This window comes from Adlercreutzia equolifaciens (assembly GCF_029076695.1).
Taxonomy (GTDB): Bacteria; Actinomycetota; Coriobacteriia; order Coriobacteriales; family Eggerthellaceae; genus Adlercreutzia; species Adlercreutzia equolifaciens_A.
In genome coordinates this window covers 1,026,723-1,039,988 of sequence record NZ_JARFIK010000001.1, presented here as the reverse complement: position 1 = coordinate 1,039,988, position 13,266 = coordinate 1,026,723, and the positions used below count along the sequence as shown (strand labels likewise).

The following is a 13,266-nucleotide window of genomic DNA, read 5'->3' as shown; positions in this document are numbered from 1 at the left end:
GTAGGCTGAAGTCACTGAACGTTTCGAGACTAAAGAGACTCCCATGGCATTCCTGAGGATTCACAAGGTAACGGAGCAGGACGAGATCGGCTATTTCGCACCCAAGACCTGGGAGTTTTGGCGTGCCCTGGCCGTGTGCTTCTGCCTGTGCTGCATTATCGGCCACTGGCTGGAAATGCCCTACTGCTTCTTCATGGACAAGTTCTTCGGCATTGTGGATGCCGACTACGCCGTCTGGAGCGATCCCTGGTACCACCCCTACTGGGTCTACGGTTTCGGCGCCGTGTTCATGACGCTGCTCATCGAGCCTTTGAAGGAGCACTTCATCATGCGCCGCAAAACCCTGTGGGGCGCCTTCCTGGAATGCTTTGTGGCGGCCATTCTCATTGCCATGGTGCTCGAGCTGGTCATGGGGCTGCTGGTGAACCAGCCCGACCCCATCACCGGCGAATACCCCTTCTGGGACAACTCTCAACTGCCGGGCAATGTGCTCGGCCAAGCATGGCTGGTGAACGACTTCTTCATCGGTCTGGTATCCATGCTCTACGTATGGGTGGTCTTCCCCCTGGTGTGCGAGGGCTTCATGCACCTGCGCCCGCGGGTGGCCAACATCGTGTTCGCCCTGATCATTATCGGCTTCGGTCTGTGCTGTCTGGCATCCTACCTGGAATTGGCCCTGTGGGAGAAGTACTAGCTACAGCAAGCTGGCAATAAGCGCGGCGCGAGCCTGGAGCGCGGCCCCCTCGTCGGTATCGGCTACGGTAGCCGGACGCGGATAGCGCTCGAGGACCCGACGGTCCGCCACAATGTCGGCGTTATCCTTCACCGCAGCATCCCGCGACGCGAGCGGTGTATTGGCGTCCAGGAACAGTCCCTCGGCATTGGACACCAGCGTATAGCCCGCCAAGCCCGTAGTCTTCTGGTACGCCGCCGAGAAGCCGCCATCGATGCACAGCACGCGTCCGTCGGCCTTCACCGGGTCCTCGCCGTCCTTTGCCTTGACCGGCACATGGCCGCACACAATGCGCGAGGTAGCCGGATCCATGCCGAAATCCTCGAAGATACCATCCACCACCACCGCATTGTCGAGCAGCGAGTAGAAGGCGTTCTTCACCTCTTTGCGCGCCGCCTTGTCGGCAATGAGGTACAGCTCGAACGTGGCCATCTTGCTTTTGGCGAAGAGGGGCGAGCCAGGGCCGAGCCACAGGTACCACAGCATATCGAGACCGCGTTTGCGCGCCTCGCCTTCTGCCTCGAAGGCCTCGCGAACGCAGCGATCCACCATGTCGTAGAGGCTCTTGCCACGGTATGTCTCGCCGAACAGGGTCACCTCCATGAGCGATCCGTCGGCGTTCAGCGGCACGCAGGCATGGAGCAGCAAGTTGCCGTTCTCAATTTTGTACAGGCTGCCGTGCTCCAGGAAAAAGCCCATATGGCGCTGGAGCTTCTCGCTGTTTTGGAACGCGGCGCACAGCTGCTCGATAACTGCTTGTTCGCCGGGGGTGAGCTGATAGGGATCCTCCCAGTCCACCGTGGGAAAGACGGTGTCGATCAGTTCGTACTCCACGCCATCGACCACCACGGTGCCGCGCTCGCGGTCCACCAGGTGCAGCAGATTGCGGTCCTCCAGGCCAAAGCTGGGATTCTCGGCAATGAGCTGCGCCTCCACCTTGAACTGAATGATGGCCATAGCCTTCTGGATCTTCTCGGTCAGCGCCGCTTCGGCATCCGTAAGTCCCGTGCGGTCTTTAAGCCCGAAGGCGGCACAGGGGTCGTCGGCATAGGCTTCGGCGGCGAAGGCGGCCAGCGGGCGCAAATTGATACCGTAGGCGTCCTCCAAAATGTTCAAGTTGCCGTAGCGGGCGCAGATGCGCACCACGTTGGCCACGCTGCCCGGCTGCCCCAGCGCCGCGCCCATCCACAGGATGTCATGGTTGCCCCACTGCACGTCCACGTTGGGGAACGTCAGCAGCTCCTCCATGATAAGCTGAGGCGCCGGACCGCGGTCGTACACGTCGCCCACCAAATGCAGCTGGTTTACCATCAGGTGCTGCACAAGCGTTCCCAACGCTTCGGCCAGGGCCACTCCCTCGCCGGCCTCCAGATACCCGGCCACAAGAGCCGAGCAATAGGCGCGCTTCGCCGCATCGGCCGGCTCGGCGGCAATCAGCTCCTCGATAAGTGCAAAGGACTCAGGGATGAGCGCGCATACGGCGTCCAGGGACGTCGCGGCCGCCGCCCGCCGCGCCACCGCCACCACCAGGGGGACCTGATCTGCCAGATAGGCCTCCAAGTTGCCGCGCTCAGCCTCTACAAAGGCGCACTTCTCACGGGGATAGAGGATGAAACTCAGCAGCTCGGCCTTCTCGTCGGCAGAAAGCTGATGGCCGAACGTGTCGTGTACCAGCTGGCGCACCGCGCCCGAACCTCCGCGCAGCACATGGGAGAAAGCGTTGAACTCGCCGTGAATATCCGAGGCGAACAACTCGGTACCACGCGGCAGGGCGCAGGTGGCCTCCAGTTCGACCAAGGCGGCCACGGCCTCGGATCGCGTGGGGTAGCTCTCTGCCAGCAGCTGACGCTGCGCCGTTTCCAATGCGCTCACGGGCATCCTCCTTGCACAAGCGGCGACCTTCTGCGGCGCGCCGAACGAATGAACTCGCTTCATTGTAGCGGTTCGTAACGCCCGCGATACGGGCATTCAACGAGAAGGAGGGCAGTTTTACTGACAGGTTTCGGGCGTTGCACACTTTCTCAATAACTCCTTCACGCACCCCGCTATCGCCGATCTGGTTGCTAAGGTTTTATTCATCCCGCGACCTCGTTGTTTCTTGTGCTTGTCGGCACCACCGGGCCACGGCTCCCCTCGAGGCGAAAGAAGTGAGAGTTATGAGGAAACAGAAGAAGTTAACCAAGGCAACATCGGTGATTGCCTCGGTGCTGCTGGCACTGTACCTGGTACCGGCCACCGCCTTCGCCACCGACGATAGCTCCACCGAAGCAGGCACCGAAACCGACCCGGCCCCCACGGCCCTGGTCCAAGTAGTTGCCCCCGATGGCACCACCACCGACTACGGCACCCTGGAGGAGGCCGCCGCGGCTGCCCCCGACGGCGCCACTATCACCTTGCTTGCCGATCAAGAGGTAAGCGATACCCTCTCTATCGAAAAGGGCGTCACCCTCGACGGCGGCGGCCACACGCTCACGGTTCACAATCGCGGCCTCTATCTATACGGCGGCGACGACGAGAGCAGCAGCGCCGCCTTCGTGCTGAAAAACCTCACCGTCACGAACCCCGACGCCTACGGACGCGTCGTCTCTGCCCGCGATGGCTACAAGAGCCTGCGCCTTGATAATGTCACGCTCACCGCAACGGGCGCCGGCAACACCCAGGTGCTCACCATCGGCGGCAACACGCCGCAAACTACCCAAGTGACCATCGACAACAGCACGCTGACCGCCTCGAAGGCCGGCTACGGCATCATCACGTTCAACCCCGTCGACCTTACCATCGACCATAGCACCATCAGTGGCTATGGCGCCCTGTACATGAAGGGTCCCGACAGCTCGGCTGGCTCCTCGGGATCGAAGGTCACCATTTCCAACGGCTCGGTGCTCACTAGCAAGGGCATCGCCGGCGACACGAACGTCTTCGGCACCGTGGTGTTCCAAGGCTGCGACAACATTGACGTCAACGTCACCGACTCCACCATCACCACCGAGGCCGACGACGCCGAGCCCGCCACTCCCCAGGCAGCCTTCTTGTATTCAAGCTATCCGAGCCCTGACGGGGCGCCGGCCAAGAACGACAACGTCACCCTGGGCACCGGCACCACCGTCAAGGGTGTGGGCAAGAACAGCATTCTTGCCAATGGCAATGGCCAGACCAGCACCATCAATGCCACGGACGGCACCTATCAGCTGGAAGGCAGCCTCTTCGACCCCACCGCCGATCCTGCCGACCCGGGCGACGGCACGAACCTGGTAGTCACGGGCGGTAGCTGGAACAAGGACGTCGCTCCCTATGCCCCCGAGGGCTACACCGAGCAGCGCACAGGCGGCGACAGCGATGCCCCCTTCACCGTCAGCAAGGTCACGCCGAGCACCGATCCCGATCAGCCCACTACGCCGGACAAGCCGGTAACTCCCGACCAGCCGGTTAACCCTGACCAGCCGGTCAACCCGGGCACCCAGCCCGATCAGCCCGGCACCTCCACCGATCCCAGCACGCCTGATCAGCCCGGTACCTCCACGGATCCCGACACTCCTGGGACGCCTACCGACCCCGACACCCCTGGCACAACGGACACGGGCACCCAGACCGATCCCGACGACGAGCCCACTTCCCCGGACACCCCCGCGGATACCGACGAGCCCGCCGATAACCCCTTCGTCCACAACGGTGGCACCAACATTCATGCCAGCGATGCCGACGATTCCGGTGATGCCGATGCCAACGCCGACGCTTCCACCGACACCGACCAGCCCTCGCACTCCTCGTCGACCACCCGTAGCGCCAGCGGCAGCCGCTACGCTTCCGTGCCTCAGACCGGCGACCCCCTCACCCAAACCATGGTGACCGTGGGCGGTTTGGCCCTGGCCGCGGCTCTGGTAGCCGGCGCCTCGCTTATTCACCGCAAGCGCGCGAACGATTAACCTCCTCTCTTCGCCGCTCTGCGTTTCTTTCCACGGCGCGTCGCTCGTCGACGCGCCGTTTTTGTGCATCTGCCTCGTCTTTTTCTCACCGACGTCCCCATCGCCTCCCCTGCGGCTGCCCTCCTGGCGCTTCTTGCTCCCGAAAAATGTTCTCGCCCTGGGCGACTTTATGGGATACACTGCACTCTTGTCGCCAGATGAGCTATGAGAGGGGTGGTTGATTTTGCGCGAGAATGAAGAGGTTCCCCTCGCGGAACGCGATCTCTTTCCCCCTTCTGCGCCCGAAGGCTCCATCGGGCATCTGCGCAAAAGCAAAATCAGCGCTCTTGGCATCGCCTTCATGCTCTTCTGTCTTGTTTCTGCCGGTGCTTTCGGCATCGAGGAAATCATTCCCGCCGCCGGCCCAGGCCTCACCCTTATCATTCTCATTGTGCTGCCCATCGTTTGGGCGCGTCCCATTAGCCGCCTCGTGGCCGAGGCCAACGCCATCCTTCCCCGGGAGGGCGGCATCTACGCCTGGGCCAAGGAAACCTTCGGGGAATTCTGGGGCTTCCAAGCCGGCTGGTGGACTTCCATGGACACCTACATTTCTTCGGGAGCCTACATTGCCATGGTGGGCGGCTACACCTCGCAGCTGCTCTCGCTGGATGATGCCGGCACGTTCGGCGTGAAGCTTTTGGTGGTGGCCAGCTTTACCGTCATCAATCTGGTCGGCCTTGTCGAAGTGGAGCGCATCAGCTCGTTCTTCTCGGTGCTCATCATCATTGTGTTCGGCATGGCGGCCGTCTTCGGCTTCATGAACTGGCAGACCAATCCCTTCGATCCCGTCTTCGCCATGCCCGAGGCGCCCATGCAGTGCATTGCCGCCTCCATCAGCTTGGGCATTTGGATGTACTGCGGCTACGAGTGCATCGCCGCCATGTCCGGCGAGTACGAGGACTCCTCGCACAACGTGGCCCGCGGGTTCCGCATTGCCCTGCCGCTCATCGCCCTGTCCTACATTCTGCCCACCCTGGCCTGCCTGGCCGCCTACCCGGCCGGTTCCTGGACCCAGTGGGGCATCGATGGGGGCTTCAGCGCCGACGTGCTAGGGTACGGCACCATCTTCTCCATGGTGCTGGGCCATTCCGGCGTAGTATTGTTCCTGGTCATTGCCATTATGAGCCAATGCACTATCTACAATACCTACCTGGCCTCGGGATCTCGCTCGTTCTGGGTGCTCTCCGAGGACAACCTCTTCCCCAAGTTCATTCGCAAGGTGGACAAGGGAGGCCGCAGCCCTTACGTGGGCGTGCTCACCATTGCCATTTCGTCGTTGATCTTCTCACAGTTCGACTTCGTGGCCATCATCGAGATGAACATCGTGTTCATTCTGGCCCGCTATATGTTCCTGGGGTTCATTGTCATGAAGCTGCGCAAGCTATACCCCGTGGCTGAGCGCCCGCGCGACTGCTATTTCATCAAGGGCGGCAAGGTGGGCGTGGTGGTGTACTCGGTGCTGGCCTGCGGCATTGCCACCTTCGCCCTGTGCTTGAGCCCCTTGGGAAATTTCCTGTCCACGGTGCTTTTCCTGGCCTCGGGCGTGGCGGCCTACGTGGTGTTCAAGCGGCTGTACGGCGGTCTGACCGTCGATCATCCCGCAGAGCATCCCGTTGACGAGAGCACGGGTCTGGCCCCTGGCGACGGACGGCGCATCGGATTATTCGTTGTGATTGTGGCAGGGCTTTTCGTGCTGAACCTGCTGATGAACGTGCTGTTCTTCTAGGCCACTTTCACCAGCGAGAGTACCTCGGCGTCGGTTACCTCGGCAAGCAGCGGACGCGGGTTCAGGAAGGCCAGCTCCATGAAGAAGGCCAAGCCCGCCAGGCGCGCACCAGTACGCTCCACCAGCTTCACCATGGCCACCGCGGTGCCGCCCGTGGCAATGAGATCGTCCACAATGAGCACCACATCGTCGGCGGAAAGGGCGTCCTCGTGCAGCTCAAGGGAGTTCGTGCCGTACTCCAACTCGTAGTCCTCGCTAATGGTGGCCCGGGGCAGTTTGCCCGGCTTGCGGGCAGGCACGAAGCCAGCACCCAGCTTGTAGGCTACGGCCGCGCCGAACAGAAAGCCGCGGGCCTCGGCGCCGACCACCTTGGTAATGCCCGCGTCGGCGAAAGCAGCCGCCAGATCATCCACGACGGCGGCGAAAGCCTCGGCGTCGGCCAGCACCGGCGTGATGTCCTTGAACACCACTCCTGGCTCGGGGTAATCAGGGATATCGATAATCAGTTCTTCATAGCGACGGGCCATGGGACATCCTTTCTGTATGGGATTCCATTGTCCCGCAAAGCGGTAAATTACGCCAGGGCAACAAGAAACACGCTACAATAAGCCCCATCACGCCACCCAAGGGAACAGGAGCGTTCATGGAGGAGTTCTTCAAGATCAAGCAGCGCGGCTCATCGGTGCGCACCGAGGTTATCGGCGGTCTGACCACCTTCCTGGCCATGGCCTACATTGTGGCCGTCAACCCCGCCATCTTGGCCGACGCCGGTATTCCCTTCGAGGCGGCCCTCACCGCCACCTGCTTCGGCGCGGCCGTGGCCACCATTGCCATGGGTATCTTCGCCAACCGTCCCATTGCCCTGGCCTCGGGCATGGGCATTAACGCCGTGGTGGCCTACGGCATGTGCGGCTCTTTGGGCATCGACTGGCGCGTGGCCATGGCCGTGGTCATGCTGGAGGGCGTCGTTATCTTGGGACTCGTGCTCGGCGGCTTGCGCAAGGCCGTCATGGACGCCATTCCCCTCGATCTGCGCCAGGCCATCGGCATCGGCATCGGCCTGCTCATCACCTTCATCGGCCTGAAAGGCGCCGGCCTCATCGTTGCCGACGACTCCACCTATATTGCCCTGGGCTCCCTCACCGACCCCACTGCCATTGTGGCCATTGTGGCTTTGGCCTCGGCGGTTATCCTCACCTTCATGCAGGTGCCCGGCGCGTTGCTTATTTCCATTATCGTGGCCGTGGTAGTGGGCCTGCCCCTGGGCGTTACCCCCGTGCCCACATCCTGGAGCCTGGGCCTGGACTTCTCTGCCTTCGCCGCCCCCTTCCAGGAGGTGGACGGCACCATGGCCATCGTGCAGGTTATTTTGCAACCGGCCCTGTGGCTGTTCGTGTTCAGTTTGCTCATGAGCGACTTCTTCGACACGCTGGGTACCGCCGTGGCCATTGCCAAAGAAGGTGACTTCATCGATGAAAATGGCGACGTGAAGGACATCAAGGCCATCCTCACCGTCGACTCCACCGCGGCCATTGTTGGCGGTTTCTTCGGCGCCAGCTCCATCACGTGCTTCCTCGAGTCCGCCTCGGGCGTGGCGGCCGGCGCGCGAACGGGCTTTTCGAACCTCGTCGTAGGTCTGCTGTTCATCATCTGCGCCTTCCTTTCGCCGCTGTTCGGCATGGTTACCGGCGCCGCCACCTGCGGCGCCCTGGTGGTGGTGGGCTTCCTCATCATGTCGGAAGTGGGCTCCATCAACTGGCACACCCCCGAGGTGGCCTTCCCGGCGTTCCTTATCATTGTGGGCATCCCGTTTACGTACTCCATCACCAACGGCATAGGCCTGGGCTTCATCGCCTACGTGCTGCTGATGGTGGCGCGTCGCCAGACCCGCGATATCAAGCCCCTCATGTGGGTGGCCGCCGCCGCCTTCCTGTGCATGTTCCTGTTCGTGTAGCGGGCTCATGGGAAGAATCCTCGCGTCCTTCGTAGAGCCTCTTTGTTACCGCTTGATGCCATTCGCGCAAACCGCTCCCTTGGCAACGCGTCAAAGTCTGCTATAGTGCACCTCATCGATAACCGATAGGAGAAACCTTGTTCAACCAGAAGGCATACGCTTTGAAGGCCACCGCAACGGCGGTGTCCTGCGTTGCTGCGTGGTGGTGGAACAAGCGAATATAGGTCGGATTATCGATAGCTTCCCTGCGCATGCTTAGGGCCCCTCGGTAATCCGAGGGGCCCTTTTTCGTGCCGGGGATGATGCGGCGCGAAGCAGCCAGGGCACCCAAGAAAGCACCGTGGGAATCTGCGATGCCCCTCCCTAACCCGCCGCCCGAGGGCGGCCGCACAGAAAGGACCTGTCATGACCGACACCGCCACCGCGCCCTACCGCCTGTACCTGCGCGAGGACCAGATTCCCACTCAGTGGTACAACCTGCGCGCCGATATGCCCGAGCCGCCCGAGCCCATGCGCTTGCCCAACGGCAAGGTAGCCGAGGCGGGCGACATCGCGCCGGTGTTCTGCGATGCCCTGGTGGCCCAGGAGCTTGACGACGAGACGGCCTACGTTGACATTCCCGAAGGCGTGCGCGAAATGTACAAGGTGTACCGTCCCTCGCCCCTGTGCCGTGCCTACAATTTGGAACGCGCCCTGAACACCCCGGCGAAGATCTACTACAAGTTCGAGGGCAACAACACCTCGGGCTCGCACAAGCTGAATTCGGCCCTGGCCCAGGCCTACTATGCCAAGGAGCAGGACCTGACCAACATCACCACCGAGACCGGCGCCGGCCAGTGGGGCACCGCCCTGTCCGAGGCCGCCGCGCACTACGGCCTTGACCTGGATGTGTTCATGGTGAAGTGCTCCTACAACCAAAAGCCCTTCCGCCGCAACATTATGGAGACCTTCAACGCCACCGTCACCCCCTCGCCTTCCGACACCACCGAGGTGGGGCGCAAGATGCTGGCCGATAACCCCGACTCCACGGGCTCTTTGGGCACCGCCATCTCCGAAGCGGTGGAACGCGCCCTGAACGTGCCCGACAACAAGGGTCGCTACCAGCTGGGCAGCGTGCTCAACCAGGTGTGCCTGCACCAGTCGATCATCGGCCTGGAAAGCTACGCCGCCCTGGAAGAGCTGGGCGAATACCCCGACATCGTCATCGGCTGCGCCGGCGGCGGCAGCAACCTGGCCGGCCTCATTGCCCCCTTCATGCGCGACAAGCTGCGCGGCGAGAAGCCCGACACGCAGTTCATTGCCGTGGAACCGGCCAGCTGCCCCAGCCTGACGCGCGGCCGCTACGCCTATGACTTCGCCGACACGGGCCAAACCTGCCCGCTGTGCAAGATGTACACCCTGGGCAACGGCTTCTTGCCCAGCCCCGATCACGCCGGCGGCCTACGCTACCACGGCATGAGCCCCATCATCTCGAAGCTCAAGCACGACGGCTACCTGGACGCACGCGCCGTGAAGCAGACCGACGTGTTCGCTGCGGCCGAGGAGTTCGCCCGCCTGGAAACCATTCTGCCGGCCCCCGAAAGCGCCCACGCCATCTACGTGGCCATGGAGGAGGCGAAGCGGTGCGCTGAAACCGGCGAGGAGAAAGTGATCCTGTTCGGCCTGACGGGCACCGGCTATTTCGACATGTACGCCTACGACGCCTTCAACAAGGGCGAGATGAGCGACCACATTCCCACGGAAGAGGAGCTGGAGGCCGGCTTCGCCACTATCCCTTCCATTCCCGGCGTCCAGTAAGGAGCATTGCAACAACGGGACACCAATCCCAATGTTTTCGCCCCCAATGCCTTCGCGGTAGGCGACAATAGCCCTACCGCGAAGGCACGACCCCAAGGAGGGCCCATGATCGTTTTGGTAGTGAACGCCGGCAGCTCGTCGCTGAAAAGCCAGCTTATTGAAACCGACGGCAAGGTGGCGCTGATGAAGTGCCTGGCCGAGAAAGTGGGCACGCCCGAAGCGTACATGAACGTGTCCTTCGCCCCCGATTTCCAGAAGGTCACCTACAATGTGGCGAACCTTACCGTGGCGGAATGCCTCGCGAAGCTTCTGGAAGTGCTGGTCGACGACCCCGAGTCCCCCATCAGCGGGCTCAACCAAATCGACGCCATCGGCAACCGCATTGTGGCTGGCGGCGAATACTTCACGAAGTCGGTGGTCATCGACGAGGACGCCCGCGAGAAGTTGACCATCTGCGAAGAGCTGGCCCCGCTGCACAACCCGCCGGCCGACGCCTGCATCGACATGATGCGCGAGCTCATGCCCGACGTTCCCCAAGTAGCCGTATTCGACACCGCCTTCCACGCCACCATGCCCCCGAAGGCCTACATGTACCCGCTGCCGCGCGAGTACTACGACACCTACCGCATCCGCCGCTACGGCGCCCACGGCACCAGCCACCGCTACGCTGCCCAGCAGGCTGCGAACCTCCTTGGGCGCCCTCTGCGCGACTTGGGCCTGATCACCTGCCATCTGGGCAACGGCGGCTCCATCACCGCCGTGAACCATGGCAAGTCCATTGACACCTCCATGGGCTTCACGCCGCTGGAGGGCCTCATGATGGGCACGCGATCGGGCTCCATCGACCCGGCTATTGTCACGTATCTCATGCGCCGCGAGCACAAGTCCTTCGACGAGATGGACGCCATCCTGAACAAGCAGAGCGGCATTTTGGGCGTGTCCGGCGTGTCGGCCGACATGCGCGACGTGCTGGAGGCCGCCGATGCCGGCAACGAACTGGCAGAGCTGGCCATCGATATGTACGTGTACCGCGTGCAGAAAACTATCGGCGGCTACTATGCGGCCATGACGCGCACCGATGCGGTGGTTATGACCGCCGGCATTGGCGAGAACTCCGCCGAGCTGCGCGAGCGCATCTTCTCGGGCCTGGCCCACATGGGCATGATCCTCGACCACGAGCGCAACAACGTGACCGGTCAGATTGGCGTGAACCGCATTGTCTCCATCGACGACTCCCCCATCAAGATTTGCGTCGTCACCACTGATGAGGAAATGCGCATCGCCCGCGAAACCGACAACCTGGTCAGCCAACGGTAGGGAGAAGCCATGACCCAGCCCGACGCCATCCTCATCCCCTGGGACGAAGCAGTCCCCACTGCCTCAGTGTTGGATGTGGCCGCAGTAGTTGCCCTGGAGCAGCGCATCGCGAAAGCAGGTACCCCGCTTTTGGAGCTGATGACCCGGGCGGGACACGCAGTGGCCGAAGCGGCGACTCAGCTACAGCCTTCAGGCGGCGCCGTGGTTGTCCTTGCCGGATCGGGCAACAACGGCGGCGATGGCTGGGTGGCCGCCCAGAACCTGGCAGATCGCGGCTATGCCGTGACCCTGGTAACCAAGCAAGCCGCGCCGAACCTCACAGCCGAGCCGGCGCGCTCGGCGGCTCTTCGCGCACTCGAAGAACCGAAGCGAACGGCTTTTACCATCTTGGAAGACCCCGACCAGACGGCCCTTACCGCCGCCATCGCTCAAGCAGACTTGATCATTGACGCCATCCTGGGCACCGGCTTCGCCCATAGCCAAGTGCGCGCTCCCTACGACATGTGGATTCAGGCGGCCAATGCTGCGCGTGCCAGCGAAGGCGTGCGCATTCTGGCCGTCGATTGCCCCAGCGGCTTGAACGCCCAAACGGGTACCGCGGCCGATCAATGCATCATGGCTGATGCCACTATCACCATGCTCGCCATGAAGCCCGGCCTTCTCGCTCCAGAAGCCGCCGCCAAAACCGGACAGCTTCTCCTAGCGCCCCTTGGGGTGCGCGAGGCCTAATCCAGGTACTCCCGCACATAGCCGTAGCCTTCTTCGTCCAGCTTGTCGGCCGGAACGAAGCGCAAGGCCGAGCCGTTGATGCAGTAGCGCTGGCCACCGGCATCGCTTGGCCCGTCGGGAAACACGTGGCCCAAATGACTGTCGGCCACAGCACTGCGCACCTCCACCCGCGGCATCCCGGGGATGGACCCATCCACGGTCTCGATGATGCTCGACGAGGCAAGCGGACGGGTAAACGACGGCCAACCGCAGCCCGCATCGAACTTGTCATCCGAGCGGAACAGCGGCTCACCGGACACCGCGTCCACATAAATGCCCTTCTCGAACAGCTGATCATAGGGATGGCTGTGGGGCCGATCAGTAGCGGCGTTCTGCGTCACCTCGAACACCTGCGGATCCAGAAGCTCGGCAAGCTGCTCCCTGGCCGGCGCGGCATAGCCCTCCCGCGCGATAGCAAAGTCTGCGGCGTGCTCCGCCACGAAAGCCCGGGCATCGGCCAGATTCACATGGCAGTAACCGAAGGGGTTGCGTCCCAGATAGTCCTGATGGTAGGCCTCCGCGGGAGAGAAGTTCTGCAGGGGGCCGTATTCCACGCGAGGCATTTTTCCCTCCACCCGCGCCAGCGACACCAACGCCGAAACCACCGCCGCTTCGTCGGCGGGATCGACCCAATAGATGCCCGTGCGGTACTGCGTGCCGCAGTCATTGCCCTGGCGATTAAGCGAAAAAGGATCGATAGTGCGCAGATAGGCCTCCAGAAAAAGCGGCAGAGGCAGCGCATCGGCATCATAGGTCACCCGCACCGCTTCCGCCGCGCCGGTCTCGCCGGAGCAAACCTCCTCATAGGTAGGGTCGGCCACTGTGCTGTTCGCATAGCCGACTTCGGTGGCCAAAACTCCTGGCAGCCGCTTCAGATAAGCCTCCGTGCCCCAAAAGCACCCACCAGCCAGGTAAATATCTTGCTTCTCCATGACAGGCTCCTTCCTTGTTGTGCGTCATCCTAGCAAGAACGTCCTCTTTCTTTCGGAACTGCCACCGTTCTGCGACT

General features: G+C 62.5%; 10 protein-coding genes. 7 read left to right on the top strand and 3 right to left on the bottom strand.

Annotated elements, in window-relative coordinates:
* The first annotated feature begins 43 nt into the window (after positions 1–43).
* A complete protein-coding gene (locus PZH32_RS04115) occupies positions 44–694 on the top strand; it encodes a putative ABC transporter permease (RefSeq protein WP_275206383.1) in 651 nt (216 codons plus the stop codon).
* Here PZH32_RS04115 and PZH32_RS04110 read toward each other — a convergent pair whose 3' ends face one another.
* On the bottom strand, positions 695–2,605 hold the full coding sequence (locus PZH32_RS04110) for a fructose-1,6-bisphosphatase (protein ID WP_275206382.1): 1,911 nt from the start codon (positions 2,603–2,605) through the stop codon (positions 695–697). It abuts the gene before it with no gap.
* A 284-nt stretch (positions 2,606–2,889) separates the two neighbouring features.
* On the opposite strand from PZH32_RS04110, the gene PZH32_RS04105 reads away from it, so the two are divergent.
* Together PZH32_RS04105 and PZH32_RS04100 are read left to right on the top strand one after the other, a co-directional pair.
* Positions 2,890–4,656: a pectate lyase-like adhesive domain-containing protein gene (locus tag PZH32_RS04105; RefSeq protein ID WP_275206381.1), complete on the top strand. Its 1,767-nt coding sequence runs from the start codon at positions 2,890–2,892 to the stop codon at positions 4,654–4,656.
* A gap of 223 nt (positions 4,657–4,879) precedes the next feature.
* On the top strand, positions 4,880–6,421 hold the full coding sequence (locus PZH32_RS04100; protein WP_275206380.1) for an APC family permease: 1,542 nt from the start codon (positions 4,880–4,882) through the stop codon (positions 6,419–6,421).
* Here the strand turns inward: PZH32_RS04100 and PZH32_RS04095 are convergent.
* Entirely contained in the window at positions 6,418–6,948 is a 531-nt protein-coding gene (locus PZH32_RS04095; RefSeq protein ID WP_275206379.1) for an adenine phosphoribosyltransferase, read from the bottom strand. The genes PZH32_RS04100 and PZH32_RS04095 overlap by 4 nt on opposite strands.
* 116 nt (positions 6,949–7,064) lie before the next feature.
* Here PZH32_RS04095 and PZH32_RS04090 point away from each other — a divergent pair, with 116 nt between their 5' ends.
* The 4 genes from PZH32_RS04090 (at position 7,065) to PZH32_RS04075 (ending at position 12,218) form a co-directional block, all read left to right on the top strand.
* A complete protein-coding gene (locus PZH32_RS04090; protein ID WP_275206378.1) occupies positions 7,065–8,375 on the top strand; it encodes an NCS2 family permease in 1,311 nt (436 codons plus the stop codon).
* Between the two features lie 405 nt (positions 8,376–8,780).
* Positions 8,781–10,172, top strand: a complete 1,392-nt coding sequence (locus PZH32_RS04085) for a TrpB-like pyridoxal phosphate-dependent enzyme (protein WP_275206376.1) — start codon at positions 8,781–8,783, stop codon at positions 10,170–10,172.
* Between the two features lie 105 nt (positions 10,173–10,277).
* Positions 10,278–11,489 carry an acetate/propionate family kinase gene (locus PZH32_RS04080; RefSeq protein ID WP_275206374.1) on the top strand — a complete coding sequence of 404 codons (1,212 nt, stop codon included), beginning with the start codon at positions 10,278–10,280 and terminating at the stop codon, positions 11,487–11,489.
* A gap of 9 nt (positions 11,490–11,498) precedes the next feature.
* A complete protein-coding gene (locus PZH32_RS04075; RefSeq protein ID WP_275206373.1) occupies positions 11,499–12,218 on the top strand; it encodes an NAD(P)H-hydrate epimerase in 720 nt (239 codons plus the stop codon).
* Here PZH32_RS04075 and msrB read toward each other — a convergent pair.
* Positions 12,215–13,189, bottom strand: coding sequence for a peptide-methionine (R)-S-oxide reductase MsrB (msrB, locus tag PZH32_RS04070; protein ID WP_275206372.1), 975 nt, complete (start codon positions 13,187–13,189; stop codon positions 12,215–12,217). The two genes, PZH32_RS04075 and msrB, sit on opposite strands and share 4 nt — an antisense overlap.
* Positions 13,190–13,266 lie beyond the last annotated feature (77 nt).

What these genes read in the sequence shown, in the direction of transcription:
- PZH32_RS04075 (WP_275206373.1), top strand. Translation starts at nt 11,499, where the DNA reads ATGACCCAGCCCGACGCCATCCTCATCCCCTGGGACGAAGCAGTCCCC.
- PZH32_RS04105 (WP_275206381.1), top strand. Translation starts at nt 2,890, where the DNA reads ATGAGGAAACAGAAGAAGTTAACCAAGGCAACATCGGTGATTGCCTCG.
- PZH32_RS04115 (WP_275206383.1), top strand. Translation starts at nt 44, where the DNA reads ATGGCATTCCTGAGGATTCACAAGGTAACGGAGCAGGACGAGATCGGC.
- msrB (WP_275206372.1), bottom strand. Translation starts at nt 13,189, where the DNA reads ATGGAGAAGCAAGATATTTACCTGGCTGGTGGGTGCTTTTGGGGCACG.
- PZH32_RS04085 (WP_275206376.1), top strand. Translation starts at nt 8,781, where the DNA reads ATGACCGACACCGCCACCGCGCCCTACCGCCTGTACCTGCGCGAGGAC.
- PZH32_RS04095 (WP_275206379.1), bottom strand. Translation starts at nt 6,948, where the DNA reads ATGGCCCGTCGCTATGAAGAACTGATTATCGATATCCCTGATTACCCC.
- PZH32_RS04090 (WP_275206378.1), top strand. Translation starts at nt 7,065, where the DNA reads ATGGAGGAGTTCTTCAAGATCAAGCAGCGCGGCTCATCGGTGCGCACC.
- PZH32_RS04080 (WP_275206374.1), top strand. Translation starts at nt 10,278, where the DNA reads ATGATCGTTTTGGTAGTGAACGCCGGCAGCTCGTCGCTGAAAAGCCAG.